The following is an 18,361-nucleotide window of genomic DNA, read 5'->3' as shown; positions in this document are numbered from 1 at the left end:
TTCTGTGCTGTTGCGCCACTCGGTGAGCAGCTTGCACAGGCCCGCATAGCCCAGTTTCTTCTCCCCACGCTCGTAGCGCTCCTTCTGCAACGCCANCGCCTTGTTGAAAACGAACCTGCAGGAGCCAGCGAAACGGCGTATTTGCCGCTCTTGCTGGCCGTCTGGTCGCAGTTCGTATTTGAAGGCTTGGAGGCGTTGCATGCGGATATTATAATATAGCCTATGAGCGATGACAACGATATTAGGCATGGACGACACTGCGTTTTTAAGATACATGTCCATGTGGTCTTTGTAGCGAAGTATCGCCGCAGCGTGTTTGATGGAGATGCTATCAACCGGCTGCTCACCATCTTCGCCAAGGTCTGCGCCGATTTCCATCGTGCGGCAGTACATCGAGCAGCAGCAAACACCCCACTGAAACTCAAGGACGGCTACGCCGTCCGCGCTATCCTTCCCCGCCCTGAACGGCGGGGCTTGTCGCGCACCAGGTCAAGAACTCATCGATATTCTTGATCACATATTAGATAATTCAGAATATCCACGATATTATGTTGATAAAAAGATATCTCCTCTCCTTGAAGCAAGTGCTTAGGATCACTAGGCGCTTATTTATTGATAATGACCGGAACAACCTCAATACCATTTACCCACACCCGCCTTATCAACGCTATAAAAAACGTCCCCAGCAAAGGATGTCACCATCCTCATACTAGGGACTTTGCAAAGCAACAAACAGCGATTAATTAAATAACTTATTTGGTAACCACAATGCAATCTCTGGGAAAAAGAACACAATAATTAGACCAAGTGTTTGCAATAAAATAAATGGAATGGCCGCTTTGTAAATATCGTATATGGTGATATGTTTTGGTGCCACTGAGCGCATATAAAATAAGTTATAACCAAAAGGTGGCGTCAGATAGGCAGTCTGCATACTCAAGACAAATAAAATCGCAAACCAAATCGTATCAAAGCCTAGCTCACTGACAATCGGTACAAAAATAGGCACGGTGATAAAGGCAATAGCAAAATCATCTAAAAACATCCCTAGCACAAAGAAGCTAAGCAGCATCATCGCGATGATCATTTTAGGTGAAATATTGCTATCGTGAATAAAATCGCTTACCAACATACCAGCACCTAAGCCAATATAAACGCGACTAAAGAAAACCGCCGCAATCGCAATCCAAATTAACATGCCGGTTAATTTAGTCGTGCTCATCAAGACATCGATCAGTACGTTGCGATTAAGACGACCACGCACAGCCGCCACCACCAAGGCACCACCAGCGCCAATTGCCGAGGCTTCTGAGGGTGAAGTCACACCAAAAATAATACAGCCTAAAACGGTAAGCACCAACAGCACAGGCAATAGCATATGGCGCAAGGCCTTAAACTTATCACCCATTGATACCCGCTCATCACGAGGTACCGCTGGACCCATTTGTGGATTCAACCACGAGCGAAGCAAGATATACGCAATATAGATGCTGGCTAGTAAAAGTCCTGGTACAATGCCAGCAACAAATAGCTTACCAACGGAATCACGGGATAGGAAAGCGTAGACAATCATTAACAGACTAGGCGGAATTAAAAAGCCTAAGGCGCCACCTGCCATGATGGTTCCCATCACGATCTTCTTCTCATAGCCGCGCTTAAGCATCGCTGGTAATGCAATCAGACCTAAACTGACCGTAGCTGCGCCAGAAACGCCTGCCATTGCCGCAATAATGGCACAAATAAAGACTGTTCCCACACCTAAGCCGCCAGGTATAAACCCCATCAATTTGTACATCATATCGAACAAATCATCGGTAATACCTGAACGCTCTAAAATCAACCCCATCAAAATAAATAACGGCAAAGAGATAAGGATAAAATTATCCATGGTTGAGTAAGCCGCAGCTAGCAATAATTCCAAACCACCGGTGCCGAACATCAGATACGCACTCAACATGCCTGAAACCATTAGCGCCCAGGCCAATGGCGCACCAATGACCATCATCAATAGCATGGATGAAAACATGATGACCGTGACGGCCAGCGGACTCGGATCAAGCAAAAAATCAAACATCATCATCCCCACTCACAGATACTGAATGACGTGGATCAGTAAAGGAAATATTCAAAAATAAAAGCACAGCTCGCACTAACTCGGCTAAGCTCTGCAGCATCAATAACAACACAGCAATTGGAATTACCGATTTAATGTAGTAGAGCGGAGGCTGCCAGATGCTACGCGCAGACACCTCCCTCGCCTCCCACGACTTGAGTGCAAAATCAATGGAGTGCACTAGGAAAACAGCTAAAATAAATAGCCCAATTGAATACACTAGAATGTCACAAAAACGCTGTAATCTAGCAGGCAGTAATAAATACACCACATCACTGCGCACATGCCCTAAATGCTTTAAGGTATAACTACCAGACAAGATAGCAAAAGCACCAAAAATCATGGTTGATAATTCATGACTCCAAATGGTCGGTGCATTAAAAAAATAACGCGACACCACCTCATAGATTAAGGTCAGAATTAACACCAAAGCAAACCATGCAATCACACGTCCAACCCATTCAGAAAGACCGTCTTGCAAGCGTAGATACTTTTCAATCATCAGAAAGACCAACTTATCTTAAGAATTAACAGAGACAACAAAGGGGTTGATATTGCTAATACCCACCCCTTGCTAACAACTAACGACCTTGTGCTTTTTTATTTTCCATCAAAATGTCGATGAGTTTGGCGTTACGCTCAGACTTAGCGGCTTCCTCTTGCCAGATTTTTTCAGCTGCCGTAGCTAATTTACGGGTATCCTCATCATTAATCGTCGCAAAATTAAATAGCTTCGCCTCTTCCATAAGCTTTTTATTACCACTATCTAACCACGCATGAATATCTTCGGCGTATTGGTTAACGGCCTCTTTGACAAGCGTTTTTTGTTCATCATTCATCTTATCCCAGACTTTTTTATTAATGATGATGGTTTCAATCCAGCCAGGGTTCAGTAAATTGAGTGAGGTATAGTTTTTAGCCACTTCGTTAAGCTTTAGCTGCTCATACTCAAGTGGACCGCCGTATAAAACACCATCGATCACGCCGGTGGATAAACCCACATATAATTCCTCAGCGGGCAAAAAGACGGTAGGTACATCAAACTCTTTTAGTAATCGAGCCATTTGACCAGTCGAACGGATCTTCATTTTCTTAAGATCCTCTAGGGATTTGACCGGTTCTTTGGTTAGCAATTCATAATCACTACCATAACCACGACCAATCAGAACAACTCCTTTCTCTTCATAGGCTTCAGCAATAATCGGATCTAATTTTTTAAACACCTCGCGCGCTTCTTCTACGTTAGTCCAGGCGCCAGGTAGCCCCGCTTCAATATTGCCAACGTCGACTTGGCCTGGCCAATAACTACCAACCCCATAGGCAATATCAATGGTGCCGCGGCCTACTGCTTCCACAAACTGGTCACTGGACACCAATTCACCGCCACGGAAGTATTGCATACGAATTTTGTTATCACTTTTTTCTCGAAATGTATCTTGCATGCGCTTAGCGGCTGTATCCATTTCCGAACCAAAGAAAGTGTGGAAACGCAAACGCAAATTGTCTGCATGGGCAGCGGTAGCTACTAAAGAAAATGCCGTCGCCGCTAGTACCGTTTTAAAGAAACGACTTAATTTCATCTTTGTCTCCTTAACTAGTTAAGATGTTTATAAGTTAACAATTTGTAGTTTTTATTACTGAAATTTATTTTATGAATAAGTGGCACTACTGAACAGTGCCACTTTGCCTATATTTTATAGAGCCAATTTAAATACATCTAATATATTCAATAGCTTAGCAATCATAAAAGCTCTTTTTTAGGGATTATCCCTGTATCTGCTCAGCAATCTCCTTGATTCAGCTCAAATAAAAAGCCCGCCAGATAGAAAAACATCTACATGACGGGCTTAGGATTAACGCTAATCGCTTACTTTAAATACAAACACCTGCTTAGAATTAAATGCCACCCATTAGCATGTATTTCGTTTCTAAGTAATCATCCAAACCGTATTTAGCGCCTTCGCGACCAAGGCCTGATTGCTTAATGCCACCAAAAGGCGCCGCTTCATTAGAAAGAATACCTGTGTTGATGGCTACCATGCCATACTCCAAGGCCTCTGCAACGCGCCACACGCGACCTAAGTCACGGCTATAAAAGTACGCCGCTAAACCGTATTCGGTGTCATTCGCCATTTGCACCACATCCTCTTCGGTTTTGAAGCGGAATAATGGGGCTAAAGGACCAAAGGTTTCCTCCTTAGCAACTTTCATCGATGAGGTCACTTCGGTTAACACAGTGGGCTCAAAGAATAAGCCGCCTAAATCATGCTGCTTACCGCCAGCGGCGACCTTAGCGCCCTTGCTGACAGCATCGTCAATATGCTCTTGCACCTTAGACACAGCAGCTTTGTCAATCAACGGTCCCTGTGTCACATTGGCCTCAGTACCAGCGCCCACCTTAATCTTGTTGACGGCAGCAACAAATTTTTCGACAAAGGCATCATAAATATCATCCTGAACATAAATGCGGTTTGCACAAACACATGTTTGCCCCGCATTGCGGTATTTAGAAATCAACGCCCCCTCAACCGCCGCATCTAAATCAGCGTCATCAAATACGATAAATGGTGCGTTACCACCCAGTTCTAATGAGACTTTCTTGATCTGATCGGAGCACTGTGACATCAATAAACGACCAATTTCAGTGGAGCCCGTAAAACTAAATTTACGCACAATAGGGTTGGCCGTCATTTCTTTACCGATTTCTGATGCTGAACCAGTCACCACCGACACAAGACCTGCTGGCACGCCCGCTTCCTCTGCTAATACGCACAATGCGAAGGCCGAGTAAGGGGTTTGGGCGGCCGGTTTAATCACCATCGAACACCCAGCGCCTAGCGCAGCACCGACCTTGCGAGTAATCATTGAGGACGGGAAGTTCCAAGGCGTGATGGCGGCGCACACTCCCACCGGCTCTTTGGTCACGACAATACGACGATCCGACGCTGGGCCCGGGATAATATCGCCATAAGCGCGCTTACCCTCTTCCGCATACCACTCAAGATAGGCAGCACCATAAGCAATCTCACCCTTTGCTTCGGCTAATGGCTTACCCTGCTCAAGCGTCATGATACGTGCCAAATCATCCTGATGCTGCATCACCAGATCAAACCATTTGCGTAATACAAGCGCGCGCTCTTTAGCACTTTTAGCACGCCATTGCTTTTGCGCTCGCTCGGCCGCTTCAATGGCGCGGCGGGTTTCGGCTTGACCCATCTTAGGCACGGTACCTAACACCTCTCCCGTGGCTGGGTTAATCACTTCCAGTGTCTCACCACTATCTGCATCCACCCACTGCCCATCAATATAAGCCTGTTGTTTAAATAAATCCTTACGTGATAAGTCCTGCATACACTCCTCCTAAAAAATAATGCGCATATTTCCTTGTCATTGTTGCCAAGCAAAGCAGTAATTGCAAATGGCACCCTAATAAAGCGACTTTAAGGCATATTATCTAAGCCATTTATCTTTTGCAATGCTTTTACAGCGAATTTATGAATTTCGAATCGCCTAAGCCCTTAATTCACTGCGAATAATTCTCGCTAATTGTGCGAATCTCGGTTTAATCAGCTCATCGGGAACGTTGGCATAACCCAACAACACACCCGCCCTAGACGGCTCACCCAGATAATACCTACTCAACGGTCTGACCATAATGCCTGCCGCTTTTGCCGCTCGCGCAATGGCCACATCATCCGTACCTGCTGGTAGATGTATCACCAAATGCAATCCGGCTTCAACATTTGAGGAAACCCAATCCGGCCCTAACTGCTCATTAATAGCCTCACGCAATAATACAGAACGTTTGGCATAGCGTAAACGCGACCTTCTCACATGTGCAGCATAATGCCCCTCAACCATAAAATCCGCTAATACAGCTTGTTCAAGCAAGCGGCCATCGCGATATTTTTCCGACAAACCAATGGCAAAATAATCCACTAAATTTTCTGGCAATACCATATAACCTAAGCGCATACCGGGGAATAGGGTTTTAGAAAAGGTACCCAAATAAATCACTTTTTGATAGGAGTCTAAACCTTGTAATGAAGCAATAGGTAAACCGGCAAAACGGAATTCACTATCGTAATCATCCTCGATAATCCATGCATCATGCGCATTGGCATAGTCTAACAACATGCGACGTCGGGCTAAGCTCATCACATGTCCGAGTGGATATTGATGTGATGGCGTCACAAAAATAAGTTTAGGGGGTTGCGCTATCTGCTCAGGCGTGGGTGCTAAACCCTCTTCGTCAATGGCGATGGGGACAATATTAGCGCCTGCCATTTTCAGCACGGTGGCGGCCCCCCAGTAACCTGGATTTTCCATCCAAACGGTCATACCCGGGTCAATCAGCAAATGGGCAATTAAACTAATGGCATTGTGCAAGCCAGAAATCATCAATACTTGCTCAGCCGTGCCATTAACCGAACGGGCCAAGCGCAAGCGCTCGATTAAGGCTTGACGTAGTGGCAAATAACCTGCCCCATGCGCATAACTAAGCATCGCTGGTGTTGCTTGTTGCCAATGCTTACGCAATAAACGTAGCCAAATATCCTTGGGAAACAAAGAAATATCTGGCACACCTGAAACAAATGGCTGCCATTGCTCGGCTGAAGCCTGGGCTGAACTCACCAGCTCAAAACCACGCTTGGATAAATAGGGTTGATGCTCAGTCATTGGCGATTTCTCTTTGAGCGCTGACTCCTCCTGCGACCAATCCGCCACTGGCACCGTATCAGAAACAAAAGTACCACTGCCGGTCTGCGAAATCACATAGCCCTCTGCGAGTAATTGCTCATAGGCAAACATAATGGTATTTCTGGAGACACCACAATCTGTTGCTAAACTACGACTGGCGGGCAACTTCACTCCGGCACTGAGTTCACCACTTAAAATTAAATCACTTAATATAATGTAAATCTGGCGCGCTAACGGTATCTCCCCATCGCGCTCCAAGCGCTGCAAAATATGCTCTTGTAATGCATCAATATGCATTCTTCCCTCCCTAAGTGGCTCCACTTATTTTTGCATAAATGGCTCTTTGCATGGTACCAAATTAAGGATAAGCTAAGAAAATTACATGGATTGTTTTGGTCAGCCCTCGATGCGACAAAACACAGCGTCATTCAACACTTGATAGATATAACTTTGTGAGGAGACATTTTGAATGAAAAACGCAACCTTAGTTGAACGCAAAAACGCTGCCACACCACGTGGTGTCGGTGTGATGTGTGAGTTTTATGCTGATCGCGCAGAAAACGCTGAAATTTGGGATATTGAAGGCAAGCGTTACATCGATTTTGCTAGCGGTATTGCGGTATGTAATACTGGGCATCGTCACCCACGTTTAGTGGCGGCGATTGAAGAGCAATTAGCACGTTTCATTCACACTGCGTATCAAGTCGTACCCTACGAGTCCTATGTTGAATTAGCAGAAAAAATTAACGCCCTCGTACCGGGTGATTTTCCTAAAAAAACCGCTTTTTTTACCACCGGGGTAGAAGCCGTTGAAAACGCAATTAAAATTGCGCGTTATGCGACCCAGCGCCCTCATATTATTTCTTTTAACCATGCATTCCATGGTCGTACGCTTTTAGGCATCACCTTAACCGCCAAAGTAAACCCTTACAAAAAAGGCTTTGGTCCTTTAGCGCCTAATGTTTACCATTCACCATTCCCGAATGAGCAACAAGGTGTCAGCCTGGATGATGCCAAGCGTCAACTCAAATCATTACTTGCCGTCAGCGTGGATCCACAACAAGTAGCGGCGATTATTATTGAGCCTGTTCAAGGTGAAGGTGGTTTTAACGTATGCCCACCAGAGTTCATGACCTTCTTACGTGAACTATGCGATGAACACGGTATTTTACTCATTGCAGACGAGGTTCAAACTGGCTTTGGCCGCACTGGCAAGCTATTTGCGATGGAACATTATGGGGTGGCAGCCGATATCACCACCATGGCAAAAAGTCTGGCTGGCGGCATGCCGTTATCTGGCATCTGCGGTCGTTCAGACATCCTAGATGCACCACTACCTGGTGGGCTTGGCGGCACCTATGCTGGTCACCCCTTGGCCACAGCTTCAGCGCTTGCAGTCATTGAGGTGATGCAAGAGGAAAATCTATTAGAAAAAGGCAGCAAATTAGGTGATAAACTCCAAGCCATGCTTAATGAGCTACGTTCTGAGGTGCCTGTTATCTCCGATGTGCGCGGTCTAGGTGCTATGGTTGCGGTTGAATTCCGTTGCCCTAAAACCGGTGCCCCACAAAGTGATTTTGTCAAAAAGGTACAACAAGATGCACTGGCTAAGGGCTTGATTTTACTTAGCTGCGGACCAGATGCCAATGTCATTCGCTTCTTATTCCCACTCACCATTGGTGAGGAGCTATTTGATGAGGCGCTAGGCATTTTACGTGATGCCTTATTAGCTAATCAGTAGGGCTAGACCACCTGAGTGTAACCACGGGATGATATGAACATCATCCCGTTTTTTTATGGCAACGCTTGCTACAGTGGTATTCGCTTGTCATCAACGTGATTGTCTTGTTATGCTAAAAGTGATTTAAGCACTGACTCGACCTAAGCCCTATTCACTGGTTACTCACAATGGCAAAACGCACGCGCTTGAAAAAGCCCATTATTAAAACCACTAAACAACTACTCAAACTCCAACAGCAACTGACAAAACAGGTAAAAAGGAAATTGCCAGAGCAACTCAAGGCAATGAATGTGTTATTAACACGACCTGATCCTCAAGGACGTGGCATCTGGAAAAAGCATCGCTTTATTGCGCCAGCCTTTTCTAAGGTAACCCTAGTGCCACAGCTTGATTACTATATTTTTGAACCCTCAGCAAGCGTCCGCCATCCAAGCACTGAGAGCATGCCTTTAGTGGTCATGTTGCATGGTTGCCAACAAGACAGCGCTTTATTTGCTCAAGGCTCACAAATGAACGTGGTGGCTCAACGCAATGGTTTTGTGGTGCTTTATCCCCAGCAAAGCCGTCGCTACCATCTCACTAACTGTTGGCATTGGTACGACACGGACAAGCATCATCAGGGCATGGCTGAAGCCCATAGCATCATGAGTATCATTCAAAGCACCATTATGATGCATCGCCTTAACCCTAACAAAGTATTTGTGGTTGGCTTATCTGCTGGCGCCGCAATGGCTGGCATATTGGCGTCAAACTTTCCTTCGCAATTCGCTGGCTTAGCCATGCACAGCGGCCCCGTGCTAGGTCTCGCTTATGATGCGCAGAGTGCGGTTAGCACCATGCGCGATCCGCAGGTAGTTTCTGATAGCATCTTAGCAGCGGCTATGGATGGCTTTGCACCACCCCAAAAGTTACAACTGCCGACCATCATCCTGCAGGGGGAAAAGGATAAGATCGTTCATCCACGTCATGCCACTGAGCTAGTTAAACAGTTGCTTCACTTTAATCAGCTACCAATGAACAGTCTTGCTAAAAGCACTGAGTTTTTTCAAGGGACAACAAAAGAATATAATCAATCGCTTTATTACGATGGACGCAAGCGAATCATCGAGTTAATTCGCATTAAACACCTGGACCATGCGTGGGCTGGAGGCGATCATCGACTCCCCTTTAACTCCCAGCATGGGCCCCATGCAAGTCAATTAATCTGGCAGTTTTTTAAACGATATCTTTGATTGTCTGCTCAAACTATCGTTAAACGATATGTTATAGTGCTGTCAACATTCACAATGCAACAGACAATACCTTATGAACAAAATGACTGAATTGGAGTTAAACCCTGTTTTAAAAACCATGGTCGAACGCAAAAGCGTGCGTCAATTTTTAGCTGATCCCGTTTCACAGGACGATATCAAGACTATCCTCAAAGCGGCCAGTTCAGCGCCTAGCGGCAGTAACATTCAGCCTTGGCATGTACAAGTCGTTAGCGGTGCAAAACGTGAAGCACTGGCTGCGGACATGATGCAAGCCTTTAATAACAAGCACCGTGAAGACGCTGAATATAAATACTATCCCAGACGCTTGAGTGAGCCGTATCTTACGCGTCGCCGCGAAAACGGTTGGGGACTCTATGGCACCTTAGGCATTCAAAAAGGTGACTTAGCCGCAATGAAAGCGCAGCAAGTGCAAAACTTTAACTTCTTTGGCGCCCCCGTCGCCCTCTTTATCTTAATTGATAAAGAAATGGAATTAGGTAGCTGGATTGATACCGGTACCTTTATACAGAATATTTTACTTGCGGCAGAATCACTCGGACTAAGCACCTGCCCACAAGGTGCTTTGATGCATTACCCTAGTATCGTACATAAGCATTTAAACTATCCTGAGAATCTGAAGATCGTTTGCGCCATTTCGATTGGCTACGAAGATAAAAATCACATCGTCAACACCTTCAGAACGCCACGTATTGAGCTAGATGAATTCACCACCTTTCATTGGGATGAATAAGTTTGATGTCCTCCTCCGCCCCTTACGCGGGGAGGACCTCAGTCATTGACAGGGCGGACTATGCCAGCACTGGCGCGGTCTTTTGTAAAGCTTAAAAAGGCGGTCACTTAATGATGAGGGAGCCACAGCAGATTAGGTCTGCATTAGCTGCGCTAGAGCGAGTCGGCTAACAGCTTTAAAAGCCTGATTCTCTCTGATTGTAAGCAGCCCGTTGCGTTCCAAATCGGATCCTCACAGATGCTGTAAAAACCCTCCTCAAGCCCCAAAGCCTCATAGGCCGCAACATCCTTCATCCAATCGCCGAAATAATACGCTTCAAGCTGCTTGCGATTTTCTTCTATCGCCGCAAAGCGTTCAATAAACGCCTGCATTTCTTTAACATCTTGTTCCGCTTGAACCGTGCGAGCGTCCATCTCGCTAAATATCTTACGTAATTGCTCTAAGCTTTTTTCTTTACTTTCACTCATGCTGTATGACCTTTAATTAATTGTCTATCTGCGCCACCCTCAAAAAAGTCTATTTAAACACTCAGGTTTTCATTTACAACGGGAAGACAAAACTCTTTTCTATTTTTTTTAGGTCGTAGAATTAAATCTTTATCAACCAAATATTGTAGCCATTTGTCTAGAGCCATCTTACCCATAATCTCAAACTCTGGAAAGTGACTTTCAATAACACTCAAAGTTAAAGTCTCTTGTAACTCAGTATTAGTATGGGTCTCGAACAACTGCCTTAGTTGCTCATAGAATATATTTAGTAAAGGTGTTTCTATTAGTACACTCGTGCTCCGTAATTGATGTCTGGTATCCTTTTGATAACTTGACGATTGCTCTGATTTGAGCACGCCCACTTCATTCGCTCTATGAGTTTCAACACTTTCTAGAGAACCAGAACCCACTTCAACCACAGCCCCAGGCAAACCCACCTGTGTATACTCTAACTTTAAATTATCAGACATATCAGCCTCTTTTTTCATAGTCCCAGACACAATCAGAGTATTTAAGTGTTCTGGGAGCATATCGACTGATATTTTCAATGTGTTACTTTGACTAAGTAGAGTACTATTGCCTTGTGGCAATGGGCTTCTATGTTCAGAAATTAATAACGGCACCCAATTATGTTTGAGGTTCTCGTTGGCCCCCTCAAATGTCCCACTTTTTTTACTTTTGGTACTTTCTGATGCGCATACAACAATCGTAGCCTCAGAGAGTAAATAAATGTACTTATTACGCTGCATGGCATTGGCGGGCGTAAACTTACTCTCAGGGTAAAAGGGAGTGATTAAAGTCAACTGATTAGATTTTAAGTATTTACGCCATTGAGAATTGACACTATTTAACAACAAGTTATCAGCCATTATTCCTATAGAGGTATTACCTCTTTCCAGAGAGCTGAGCATGGCATGACTGTCTATACCTTTGGCACCTCCTGACACCACTTGATAACCGAGTTCAGATACTAAGCTGACATACTGGTGCGTAGCTCTTAAGTCTAGCTCATCCACTCTTCTGGAGCCCACAAATCCCACTGAGGGTTTAGTTAACAATTCAGGGTTGCCTATACCAAAAAGTACTGCTGGTGCTTGATCTTTTAATGACGATTTGAATTTGGAGGGGTATAGTCTATGACCTCGATCTAACACCCAAACCCCTGCTGAACTCCATTTTTCAATCGCCATACTTAAGCTGGCACCCCTTGTTAATAAGGTTTTAACCCTCTCTGGCGTAATCTCTTTTATGGTTTGATCGATTCTAGAAAGTTGAACCGTTTTTTTTACGGGCGCATGACTTTGTGTGTCCTGCCACCTATCAAGAATCTCTTCCAGCTTCGATTGATTTAATAGATCCATTGGCTGATAGTCATATGTATTTAACCAGCGTGCAAAATAACCATAGCCATTGACTGTTAAAGGCTTAATCTGACGTAATTCATTATTATTAAAGTAATTCGTCAACATTAATACCGCTTTTGTATTTTCACTCAAAATTTGATCTATATTACGCATTTTTTTTAGTACTCGTTAATGCCATGGGATAGACTTTGCTAACACCATATTGTCGTAGAAGTGCTCCTGACACTGTAAAGGTCCACTGAGAATCAACCGCATCATCAATCAACCATACAGCTTCCTTGAGAATACTTCCCTCAATAACCTCAAATGCTCCATCTAAATTTTTACTTTGATAAAAGCTGTTCTCCATTGTTTTTTGTGGAGGTCTTTCTTCACTAACGTATAAAACCTCTATACAAGGTACACATAATGCCTCTGCTAATTTTTCCGCAAATGATTTAACCAAGTTCGGATGTCTCAAAGAAGGCACATAGGTTAACCAAGTTGGTCTTTCTTCATACTCTAGGCTATTGATCATTTTAACCATAGGAGTAATTAACTTATCACTAAATTCGTTATTAATTTTACCCTCAGCAACTAGATCACCCCATCCCCCATCTTTCCAAGACGAGAGTGCTAACCCACTTTCGCACTTCAAACGACTATCTCTGTAAGGGAATTTATAGTATTCAAAAGCTTGACTAACAAGCGCTCCTGAAGCCCCAAAATTCGAACGTGGCTTAAGTTCTATGTAACGATGTCTTAAGTAGTCTCGTGCTTTATCAATCAGCACCTCATCGACATACTCACTTAACTTATTCTCAGGTGCGCAGTTAGCACATTTGCCACACTTTTCAATATATGGGTCATCTAACTCTTTGCCTAAAAAATACATTAAGCATTCATCTGTTTTATGATATTGTAGAAGCGTTTCCCATTCTGCCTTTTTAATAGCCTCAATCTTTTTTATCTTTTGTTCCGGTAATGCGTAATCGAAGCCTGTCCTATAATAATGACCACTATTTTCTAAGATAGGTGATGGGTTCTCTATACTTAAATACTTTAATATATTTTTTATCTTACTTTCAGTTAAATTAACTAAAGACAAAATTTGATTCAGCTTTAATCCATCATGATTCTCTAAGACTTCTAACAACGCATCAACCTGCTGTTGCTTAGGAAAAGCATTTTTAATAAAAAACTCCTGAATCTTATTATCACCTTCACCGAGCATCATAACACCTAAGGCATAACTTATACTCCGACCAGCACGACCTACTTGTTGATAGTATTCTATGACATTCCCAGGTGCCTGAAAATGAATAACAAAACCTAAATCAGGCTTATCAAAACCCATACCTAAAGCTGATGTAGCGACTAGAACCTTTAACTTATTTTGTATTAAATCCTGCTCTAATGACTCTCTAAGAGAGCCGTCTACACTGCTATGATAAGCATTAGCATTAATCCCGTTCTCTCGTAAAAATCCAGCACCAACATTACAGTCCCGTACTGTTTTGACATAAATAATGCCCGTTCCTTTAAGGCTTGGAATATATTTTACAAGCCAAGCTAATCTTTTACTTACATCGCGAATATATAAATTTTGTAGCTGTAAAGTTTCTCTAATCAACGGACCTCGTATTATCTGAAGTCGCTCTCCAAGTTGCGTTTTAATATCCTTAATAACTCTATCGTTAGCGGTCGCCGTTGTGGCAATAACTGGCATATTGTCTGGTAGATTCTGTAATAAACGGGAGATACGCTTATAGTCAGGTCTAAAATCATGCCCCCAATCGGAAATGCAATGGGCCTCATTGACAACGATCATGCCAATCTCGCTAGTAATCTTACTAAGTATATTTTCAGAAAAATCGGATGGCGCCAGTTGTTCTGGTGTAATGATGATTACATCAGCAAGTCCGTTAAGAATATCAGATTTTGCCTGTTCTCTTTCTTTCTGCAACATAGTTGAATTGATTGATATGACTTTCAAATCTAAGGCTAATGCAGCTTCTATTTGGTTTCTTATTAAAGCTATTAAAGGGGATACAATCAGTGTACGACCATACCCTTGCTCTCTTCTAATTTTTGCAGCAATGAAATAAACAGCACTTTTCCCCCATCCTGTCCGCTGCACAACTAAAATCTGTTTTTGGTTATTAACCAGTGCATCAATAGACTCCCATTGGTCACGATGAAACTGTGCACTCGCATTGCCAGTTAGTCTTTGAAGTAATGACATTGCTCTCTTCTTCATTTAAAATTCCTTCGTGCATCTATGATTTAATAACGTCTAACTTAGTTTTTTTCTAATTATCACCAGAACCACATTTACTTGCTAGTAGCTTATTTATTTTAAGCTCAAAAAATTCAAAGTCATATTCTTTTAATCTACCTCCAACATCAACTCACCATGGGCTTCTTGTTGTTCTGTTATCTAAGCCTCTATCTCAGCAGGTAATGAATAAAAAGCACAACTCGCTTCCTAAACGCTAGTTTGACCTTTAAAAATATCTAAAACCAATGCACTTATACGCTTAGTAGTCCAAGGACAAGGTAACCACCCCCTAAATTAACACAGCTCAACGGTAGAATTTTCCTTTACAATTAATTTATCTTTAGGCGTTTTACGATGAGTAAACGTTAGAGTGAAGAACAGATCATCACCTTGTTAAAGCGTGCAGAAGCGGGCGAGCCGATTGCAGATCGATGCCGTCAAGAAGGCATTGGCGTGTCCACCTTTTACAAGTGGCGTTCCAAATATGATGGCCTTGAGGCCTCGGAACTGAAGCGTCTTAAGCAGATTGAGCAAGAGCACGAGCGGCTTAAAAAGATGTATGCTGAGCTGAGTCTAATGGCTCGCATGCAGGAGGAGATCATAAAAAAGCGCTAGTGCCTGTAGAGACACGTAAAGCATGGGCTCGTGAGCTACAGGCAAGGCATCTAGTCAGCATTGTTAAAAGCTGTCAGGCAGTATGTATTAGTCGAACGGCTTATTACTACCGTAAACGCTTGGTCGATGACAGCGAGGTTGAGCAAGCCTTGCTTGAGCTAACTGAACGTCATCCTCGGTGGGTTTTTGTTAAGTGTTTTTACCGCTTACGAAGCTTAGGTCACTCATGGAATCACAAGCGCGTACAACGTGTCTACCATCAGCTTAAGCTGCAACTGCGAAGTAAGCGTAAACAACGTTTGCCAGCACGATATCCTACGCCATTGGCGCAGCCTGAGGCTGCAAGAAGGCGTTGGTCAATTGATTTCATGTCAGATGGTCTGACGAATCAGCGTCGCTTCCGTACGTTGAATGTAATTGATGACTTCAATCGTGAGATCCTTGGCATTGATGTTGGTATGAGTCTGCCAGCCCTTCGGGTGACACGTTTCTTAGATCAACTAGGGGCGGTTTATGGCTATCCAGACTGTATCCGTATCGATAATGATCCAGAGTTTACGTCATCGGTGTTTATGCAATGAGCAGAGCAACGCGGTATGATGATTGACTTTATTGAACCTGGCTGTCCTTACCAGAATGCCTATATCGAACGATGCAATCGAACTTACCGCAAGGAAGTGTTGGATATGCACCTCTTCAGTACGCTAGCACAGCTTCGTTGGTACACCGAAGAGTGGATTTCTATTTACAATACCGAAAGACCTCACGAGTCTTTAAATCGTTTAAGTCCTGTTGACTACAGGCTGAAAGCCCATTCTACTTACGGGCTGTGTTAAGAATGGGGTAGGTTCATGGCCGTTTCTATAATTTCGTTTTTATGTTTTGGTGGCAATTGATTTTCTGTGACAATATCTACATCAATACCCAACAATTCTGACAATTCATTCTTTAGCCTTGAAACCATGAACAAAGTAACCCCTCGTTCGGCTTGAATTAAAAAATCAATATCACTCTCCTCAGTATCTTCACCTCGTGATACTGATCCAAATACTTTTGGATTTTCTATCAATGGATATTTAGAGAATATGTTTTTAACATCTTGATTATGTTTAGCTAAGGCCTCGGATGGTCTCATAAGAACACCTCCAAAATATAAATATAAATTTATGCCCTAATTATATCAATTCTTTAGCAATCGCTTAAGAATTGTACCTTATCAAATCTTCATGACACTTTAATGGAGGGTTGATAAAAACATCCGGCCAAACACTTTAGGTATAAACCAAGAGTATTGATGATTTAATTTAGCGCTCACGAAAGCGTCTACGTCTAATATAAATCAAAAATATAGAATCAAAGTACAGAAATGGCGGTTACCTTGGACATACACCTCTTCAGTACGCTAGTACAGGTTCGTTGGCACACCGAACAGTGGATTTCCATTTACAATACCGAAAGACCTCACGAGTCTTTAAATCGTTTAAGTCCTGTCGACTACAGGCTGAAAGCACATTCTACTTTCGGGCAGTGTTAAGAATGGGGTAGGTTCACCATTGGGTGACTAGCAACTCAGCTTGCTCCAATGAGTCAACGATATACATATTTAAAAGCTCCTCCCTGACAGTTCGGTTAAATCGCTCAATATAGGCATTTTGATAGGGCTTGCCTGGCTGAATGTAGTTCAGACGAATGCCTTGACTTTCAGTCCATGAGATCAGTCGTTCTGAGATATACTCAGGACCATTGTCAACTCGTATCTCTTTAGGCTTTCCACGCTGCTCAATTGTGCGCTCTAGGTATCGAATCACCTGCTCGCTCGGAATAGATAAGGCAACATCCATGGCTAACGCTTCTCGGTTGAAATCATCAATGACGTTCAATAAACGTAGTCTACGACCATCGGCTAGTGCATCACTCATAAAATCCATTGACCATACCTGATTAGCAGCTGTGGGCACAGCCAGTGGCGCTGGCTGCTTTCGTTGAAGGCGTAGGCGAGGTTTAATACCTAAGTTCAATGCTAACTCCTTGTAGATGCGGTAAACACGCTTATGATTCCAAACAACGCCTTGGACATTTCTGAGATAGAAAAAGCATAGTTTAAAGCCCCAACGCTTATTGGCTTGGGTAAGTTTAATCAAGCAATCGGCAATCTGCTCGTCCTCAGCCTTTCCTTTACTTTGATAGTAATAACTTGATGTGCTAATACCCACCGTTCGGCAAGCTAACCTGACAGCAAAGCCTTGACGTGATACTAGTGTTCTTGCCATCGCTTTTCGTAGCGATGGCTTTACCACTTTCCCTCAAGTAGTTCCTTTCGCGCCTCGGAAACTAGCCGCTCTTCAGCATAAAGTTTCTTAAGCTTCGCATTCTCTTCCTGTAGGCGTTTTAGCTCATTGAGCATTGACGAGTCCATGCCGGCATATTTGCTACGCCATTTGTAAAAAGCAGATTGGCTCATGCCGTGCTCACGACACAAATCAGCAACGCTCACGCCGCTCTCATGCTGTTTAAGAATAGATAAGATTTGTCGCTCAGTAAATTGTTTTCTACGCATGAAAAATTCCTTTAAATTTAACAAATAGTTAAACGAAATTTTCCACTCATCGGTGTTTCGATTTTAGGGGAGTATTACCGGGTCATTATTACATTGCCGTTAACATAGCAGGTAAATAGCTGCAAAAAACGTTAAAACTACGCTTAGCATGGCTTCTTTAAAGCCACCATATACTAGCAAATACAACGTAATACCGATGAGCACCATGACTCCTAAATAAGCTATCGTCATTTATATTTGCCGCTATAATCGAGTAGGGTGAGGTTTGCACCTCATCCCTCTCACAGAACCGTACGTACGGACCTCGTATACGGCTCATGCACATTACCATTTAGCATATGCGCTAAACACGTAGCCAGTCTCAACTTTCCCCATATCATACAACGTTAAACTATCTAACCACTTATTCGGCATAGCATAGTGAGCTAATGGACTGGCTGAGTTTCTCCAGCGCCACATCGCTATCGACTCAAACGGTGGTTTATAGCCTAATTGTTTAAGTCGTCTATGTAGCCGTT

At 43.4% G+C, this 18,361-nt stretch carries 20 protein-coding genes and 1 pseudogene; 8 read left to right on the top strand and 13 right to left on the bottom strand.

Translation table 11 applies throughout. The features are described 5' to 3' along the window. Positions 1 to 201: helix-turn-helix domain-containing protein (locus tag A3GA_RS12075; protein WP_155966281.1), on the bottom strand; the 201-nt coding region annotated here is incomplete at its 3' end. Positions 202 to 222: 21 nt separating this feature from the next. Here A3GA_RS12075 and A3GA_RS12070 point away from each other — a divergent pair. Further along, a pseudogene (locus tag A3GA_RS12070) lies at positions 223 to 375 on the top strand (transposase); the annotation flags it as partial. Between the two features lie 364 nt (positions 376 to 739). On the opposite strand, the gene A3GA_RS0110135 reads toward A3GA_RS12070, so the two are convergent. The 5 genes from A3GA_RS0110135 to pdxR all read right to left on the bottom strand — a co-directional run bounded on the left by A3GA_RS0110135 (position 740) and on the right by pdxR (position 7,111). Then, the gene (locus A3GA_RS0110135; protein ID WP_208854087.1) at positions 740 to 2,080 is read right to left on the bottom strand and encodes a TRAP transporter large permease; all 1,341 of its coding nucleotides are present in this window, start codon (positions 2,078 to 2,080) and stop codon (positions 740 to 742) included. After that, positions 2,067 to 2,615 carry a TRAP transporter small permease subunit gene (locus tag A3GA_RS11635; protein ID WP_018027295.1) on the bottom strand — a complete coding sequence of 183 codons (549 nt, stop codon included), beginning with the start codon at positions 2,613 to 2,615 and terminating at the stop codon, positions 2,067 to 2,069. Before A3GA_RS11635 ends, A3GA_RS0110135 begins: the two co-directional genes overlap by 14 nt. A gap of 79 nt (positions 2,616 to 2,694) precedes the next feature. Then, the gene (gene dctP / locus A3GA_RS0110125; RefSeq protein WP_018027294.1) at positions 2,695 to 3,693 is read right to left on the bottom strand and encodes a TRAP transporter substrate-binding protein DctP; all 999 of its coding nucleotides are present in this window, start codon (positions 3,691 to 3,693) and stop codon (positions 2,695 to 2,697) included. Between the two features lie 316 nt (positions 3,694 to 4,009). Beyond that, the gene (gene gabD, locus A3GA_RS0110120) at positions 4,010 to 5,464 is read right to left on the bottom strand and encodes an NADP-dependent succinate-semialdehyde dehydrogenase (RefSeq protein WP_018027293.1); all 1,455 of its coding nucleotides are present in this window, start codon (positions 5,462 to 5,464) and stop codon (positions 4,010 to 4,012) included. 159 nt (positions 5,465 to 5,623) lie between these two features. Then, positions 5,624 to 7,111, bottom strand: a complete 1,488-nt coding sequence (pdxR, locus tag A3GA_RS0110115; protein WP_018027292.1) for a MocR-like pyridoxine biosynthesis transcription factor PdxR — start codon at positions 7,109 to 7,111, stop codon at positions 5,624 to 5,626. Between the two features lie 172 nt (positions 7,112 to 7,283). Between pdxR and gabT the strand changes: the two genes are divergently transcribed. The 3 genes from gabT to A3GA_RS0110100 all read left to right on the top strand — a co-directional run bounded on the left by gabT (position 7,284) and on the right by A3GA_RS0110100 (position 10,559). Further along, positions 7,284 to 8,555: a 4-aminobutyrate--2-oxoglutarate transaminase gene (gene gabT, locus A3GA_RS0110110; protein ID WP_018027291.1), complete on the top strand. Its 1,272-nt coding sequence runs from the start codon at positions 7,284 to 7,286 to the stop codon at positions 8,553 to 8,555. Positions 8,556 to 8,722: 167 nt separating this feature from the next. Further along, positions 8,723 to 9,787: an extracellular catalytic domain type 1 short-chain-length polyhydroxyalkanoate depolymerase gene (locus A3GA_RS0110105; protein WP_018027290.1), complete on the top strand. Its 1,065-nt coding sequence runs from the start codon at positions 8,723 to 8,725 to the stop codon at positions 9,785 to 9,787. Positions 9,788 to 9,860: 73 nt separating this feature from the next. Continuing rightward, complete coding sequence (locus tag A3GA_RS0110100; RefSeq protein ID WP_018027289.1) at positions 9,861 to 10,559, top strand: nitroreductase; 699 nt, start codon at positions 9,861 to 9,863, stop codon at positions 10,557 to 10,559. A 152-nt stretch (positions 10,560 to 10,711) separates the two neighbouring features. Here A3GA_RS0110100 and A3GA_RS0110095 read toward each other — a convergent pair whose 3' ends face one another. From A3GA_RS0110095 to A3GA_RS0110085, 3 genes are read right to left on the bottom strand one after another with little or no spacing between them, the layout of a single operon-like run. After that, positions 10,712 to 11,026 (bottom strand): DUF4298 domain-containing protein, encoded by a 315-nt coding sequence (locus A3GA_RS0110095; protein WP_018027288.1) that lies wholly within the window; start codon positions 11,024 to 11,026, stop codon positions 10,712 to 10,714. A 53-nt stretch (positions 11,027 to 11,079) separates the two neighbouring features. Further along, on the bottom strand, positions 11,080 to 12,564 hold the full coding sequence (locus A3GA_RS11630; protein ID WP_018027287.1) for a DNA-processing protein DprA: 1,485 nt from the start codon (positions 12,562 to 12,564) through the stop codon (positions 11,080 to 11,082). Further along, positions 12,557 to 14,650, bottom strand: a complete 2,094-nt coding sequence (locus tag A3GA_RS0110085) for a RecQ family ATP-dependent DNA helicase (RefSeq protein WP_018027286.1) — start codon at positions 14,648 to 14,650, stop codon at positions 12,557 to 12,559. The genes A3GA_RS11630 and A3GA_RS0110085 overlap by 8 nt, the downstream gene beginning before the upstream one ends. Before the next feature lie 402 nt (positions 14,651 to 15,052). On the opposite strand from A3GA_RS0110085, the gene A3GA_RS12495 reads away from it, so the two are divergent. From A3GA_RS12495 to A3GA_RS12485, 3 genes are read left to right on the top strand one after another with little or no spacing between them, the layout of a single operon-like run. Further along, positions 15,053 to 15,286, top strand: coding sequence for a transposase (locus A3GA_RS12495; RefSeq protein WP_026156948.1), 234 nt, complete (start codon positions 15,053 to 15,055; stop codon positions 15,284 to 15,286). Further along, positions 15,286 to 15,867, top strand: a complete 582-nt coding sequence (locus A3GA_RS12490; protein WP_018027284.1) for a DDE-type integrase/transposase/recombinase — start codon at positions 15,286 to 15,288, stop codon at positions 15,865 to 15,867. The genes A3GA_RS12495 and A3GA_RS12490 overlap by 1 nt, the downstream gene beginning before the upstream one ends. 15 nt (positions 15,868 to 15,882) lie before the next feature. Further along, the gene (locus A3GA_RS12485) at positions 15,883 to 16,122 is read left to right on the top strand and encodes an integrase core domain-containing protein (protein ID WP_218563684.1); all 240 of its coding nucleotides are present in this window, start codon (positions 15,883 to 15,885) and stop codon (positions 16,120 to 16,122) included. Here the strand turns inward: A3GA_RS12485 and A3GA_RS0110070 are convergent. Next, positions 16,119 to 16,421 carry a nucleotidyltransferase family protein gene (locus A3GA_RS0110070; protein WP_018027283.1) on the bottom strand — a complete coding sequence of 101 codons (303 nt, stop codon included), beginning with the start codon at positions 16,419 to 16,421 and terminating at the stop codon, positions 16,119 to 16,121. The two genes, A3GA_RS12485 and A3GA_RS0110070, sit on opposite strands and share 4 nt — an antisense overlap. Before the next feature lie 231 nt (positions 16,422 to 16,652). Between A3GA_RS0110070 and A3GA_RS12450 the strand changes: the two genes are divergently transcribed. Continuing rightward, entirely contained in the window at positions 16,653 to 16,820 is a 168-nt protein-coding gene (locus A3GA_RS12450) for an integrase core domain-containing protein (protein ID WP_081606612.1), read from the top strand. 13 nt (positions 16,821 to 16,833) lie between these two features. Here the strand turns inward: A3GA_RS12450 and A3GA_RS11620 are convergent, their stop codons facing one another. The 3 genes from A3GA_RS11620 to A3GA_RS12335 all read right to left on the bottom strand — a co-directional run. Next, complete coding sequence (locus A3GA_RS11620) at positions 16,834 to 17,556, bottom strand: IS3 family transposase (protein WP_051052510.1); 723 nt, start codon at positions 17,554 to 17,556, stop codon at positions 16,834 to 16,836. A gap of 20 nt (positions 17,557 to 17,576) precedes the next feature. After that, entirely contained in the window at positions 17,577 to 17,843 is a 267-nt protein-coding gene (gene tnpA / locus A3GA_RS0110060) for an IS66 family insertion sequence element accessory protein TnpA (RefSeq protein WP_018027281.1), read from the bottom strand. Positions 17,844 to 18,167: 324 nt separating this feature from the next. Continuing rightward, positions 18,168 to 18,361 (bottom strand): hypothetical protein (locus A3GA_RS12335; RefSeq protein WP_040614263.1); only part of this gene is annotated, 194 nt, incomplete at its 5' end.

Origin of the sequence: Oligella urethralis DSM 7531, assembly GCF_000372065.1 — a bacterium.
In the GTDB taxonomy this organism is placed as follows: Bacteria; Pseudomonadota; Gammaproteobacteria; order Burkholderiales; family Burkholderiaceae_B; genus Oligella; species Oligella urethralis.
Note: the sequence above shows the minus strand (reverse complement) of the source record. Positions and strands in the feature narration are given on the sequence as shown.

Coding starts and splice junctions, on each gene's coding strand:
- A3GA_RS0110135 (WP_208854087.1), bottom strand. CDS start 2,080: ATGATGATGTTTGATTTTTTGCTTGATCCGAGTCCGCTGGCCGTCACG.
- A3GA_RS11635 (WP_018027295.1), bottom strand. CDS start 2,615: ATGATTGAAAAGTATCTACGCTTGCAAGACGGTCTTTCTGAATGGGTT.
- dctP (WP_018027294.1), bottom strand. CDS start 3,693: ATGAAATTAAGTCGTTTCTTTAAAACGGTACTAGCGGCGACGGCATTT.
- gabD (WP_018027293.1), bottom strand. CDS start 5,464: ATGCAGGACTTATCACGTAAGGATTTATTTAAACAACAGGCTTATATT.
- pdxR (WP_018027292.1), bottom strand. CDS start 7,111: ATGCATATTGATGCATTACAAGAGCATATTTTGCAGCGCTTGGAGCGC.
- gabT (WP_018027291.1), top strand. CDS start 7,284: ATGAAAAACGCAACCTTAGTTGAACGCAAAAACGCTGCCACACCACGT.
- A3GA_RS0110105 (WP_018027290.1), top strand. CDS start 8,723: ATGGCAAAACGCACGCGCTTGAAAAAGCCCATTATTAAAACCACTAAA.
- A3GA_RS0110100 (WP_018027289.1), top strand. CDS start 9,861: ATGAACAAAATGACTGAATTGGAGTTAAACCCTGTTTTAAAAACCATG.
- A3GA_RS0110095 (WP_018027288.1), bottom strand. CDS start 11,026: ATGAGTGAAAGTAAAGAAAAAAGCTTAGAGCAATTACGTAAGATATTT.
- A3GA_RS11630 (WP_018027287.1), bottom strand. CDS start 12,564: ATGCGTAATATAGATCAAATTTTGAGTGAAAATACAAAAGCGGTATTA.
- A3GA_RS0110085 (WP_018027286.1), bottom strand. CDS start 14,650: ATGAAGAAGAGAGCAATGTCATTACTTCAAAGACTAACTGGCAATGCG.
- A3GA_RS12485 (WP_218563684.1), top strand. CDS start 15,883: ATGATGATTGACTTTATTGAACCTGGCTGTCCTTACCAGAATGCCTAT.
- A3GA_RS0110070 (WP_018027283.1), bottom strand. CDS start 16,421: ATGAGACCATCCGAGGCCTTAGCTAAACATAATCAAGATGTTAAAAAC.
- A3GA_RS12450 (WP_081606612.1), top strand. CDS start 16,653: ATGGCGGTTACCTTGGACATACACCTCTTCAGTACGCTAGTACAGGTT.
- A3GA_RS11620 (WP_051052510.1), bottom strand. CDS start 17,556: ATGGCAAGAACACTAGTATCACGTCAAGGCTTTGCTGTCAGGTTAGCT.
- tnpA (WP_018027281.1), bottom strand. CDS start 17,843: ATGCGTAGAAAACAATTTACTGAGCGACAAATCTTATCTATTCTTAAA.